2 protein-coding genes are annotated in these 1,592 nt (G+C 40.1%); both read right to left on the reverse strand.

From position 1 onward, the window contains the following. Window positions 1-193 precede the first annotated feature (193 nt). Window positions 194-601: a hypothetical protein gene (locus FC652_RS19730; RefSeq protein ID WP_101958634.1), complete on the reverse strand. Its 408-nt coding sequence runs from the start codon at window positions 599-601 to the stop codon at window positions 194-196. Between the two features lie 187 nt (window positions 602-788). Next, window positions 789-1,199 (reverse strand): hypothetical protein, encoded by a 411-nt coding sequence (locus FC652_RS19735; protein ID WP_176299859.1) that lies wholly within the window; start codon window positions 1,197-1,199, stop codon window positions 789-791. Between the last annotated feature and the right edge of the window lie 393 nt (window positions 1,200-1,592).

Below are 1,592 nucleotides of genomic sequence, written 5' to 3' on the forward strand. Positions count from 1 at the left end.
AACACAAAACTCACAAGCCAAGGGAACAAAGAACAATCATAAACCACTGATTTTTGGTGATTAAGCATAACGCCCTGTTAAGTAGTGAGGCATGCACTACAAAAGCTTCCGCAACACTACATAATCACTAAAACCACTGCAAACCAAAAATGCCACGCATGCCGAATCTACTTGAACAGTTTGTTAAGCGCTGTCAACTCACTTTATTAGCAATATAAATCAGAGTCTTGCTAATACTATGGATAAGTAATGTAACCAATAAACTCGCTGCTGCACCTACAAAGTAGAATACTGCGAAATCCCGAGTTCGGTATGATTCAGCAGCTTCAAAACCCATTAGAACTAGGATTAAACATCCAACAATCGACAATGTCATGAATATCGTTGAACATACTTTTAAGTAACTCGCTGGATTTTTTAGCTCTCCAGCTACCTCATTGGTTGCTTTATGTTCATTAGAATACTTTTTTTGTGCTTCGACTCTGTCAGCAGCTTCTATTTCACAAACAAACTTGTATCCACTGTTTATAAATCTATCTACTGCAACTCTCTCACTTTCAAACTGTGTAGTGCCGCCTAACTTTAATACTGTATATTTCATTATTTACACCATTAATTACTATCCATTTTTGATAGAGACTCCACGGAGCCTTAGCGCTTAACGCCGCGTTAAGTGGTGAGCAACGCAGACCACTGTACCTAAAGTATTGTGCCGTAAACACTAAAACTGAAGCAAACTAAAAATGCCAAGCGTTGGGAATCCGTCTTAAACGCATTGTTATGTGAATTTACCAGAATTTCCACCATGCTCCCTTTTCCACTTCACCACCCTCAGAACCGTCAGGGTATACAACTATTTCCGCTTGTGGGCTAAAGAGGGCAAGATTATGTTTAACAGCGAGTGATTGAACAAGGTCATAGACGTAGTCAGACTTAGACCAAACCGAACTAATAATTACGTGCGCGGCAGACTTATCAAACTCACAACTCCAAGGACAAAAATCGATGTCCTCAGCTTTGTCGTCCGGAATGTCATCAATTTCAGGATGTATGGCGGTTAGCTCACGATAAAAATCTTCTATTGCCGCATTTTTAGCAACATTACTGTAATTACCTTCAAGTATTTCAGCGTAAATTTCACTGGCTTCCGCGTTGGTTATTCGCTTTTCCAGACTTAAAATTGCGATATCAAAACTCATAGTTTCCCTTATTCACATAACGCCGCGTTAAGGGGCGCAGGCACGCAATACAAAAACTACTGCACAGTGCCGTAACCACTAAACCCAACGCAAACTGAAAATGCCACGCGTGCCAAGTCCCTCTTTAACGCTTTGTTATGCTTAAGCTTCAATGACTTACGTTTTACCCAAACCAAGATTAACTCGACTTTGATTCACAAACAAAAACCAAAACGTAGAAAACAGAAATGACTCATAATTTTGAAAATCAGACTTTGAACTTTGGCAGTCAAAACTCAAAAACCTAAGATCAAATTTCTGATTGAGCCAACCACCCTAACCTCGCGCTTGCCCGAAAGTTGATTGAGGCAACACTCAGAGTTTTCAGCGCCAAAGAATAAGTGTCCGGAAAAC

This window comes from Vibrio sp. 05-20-BW147, from assembly GCF_013369385.1.
In the GTDB taxonomy this organism is placed as follows: Bacteria; Pseudomonadota; Gammaproteobacteria; order Enterobacterales; family Vibrionaceae; genus Vibrio; species Vibrio floridensis.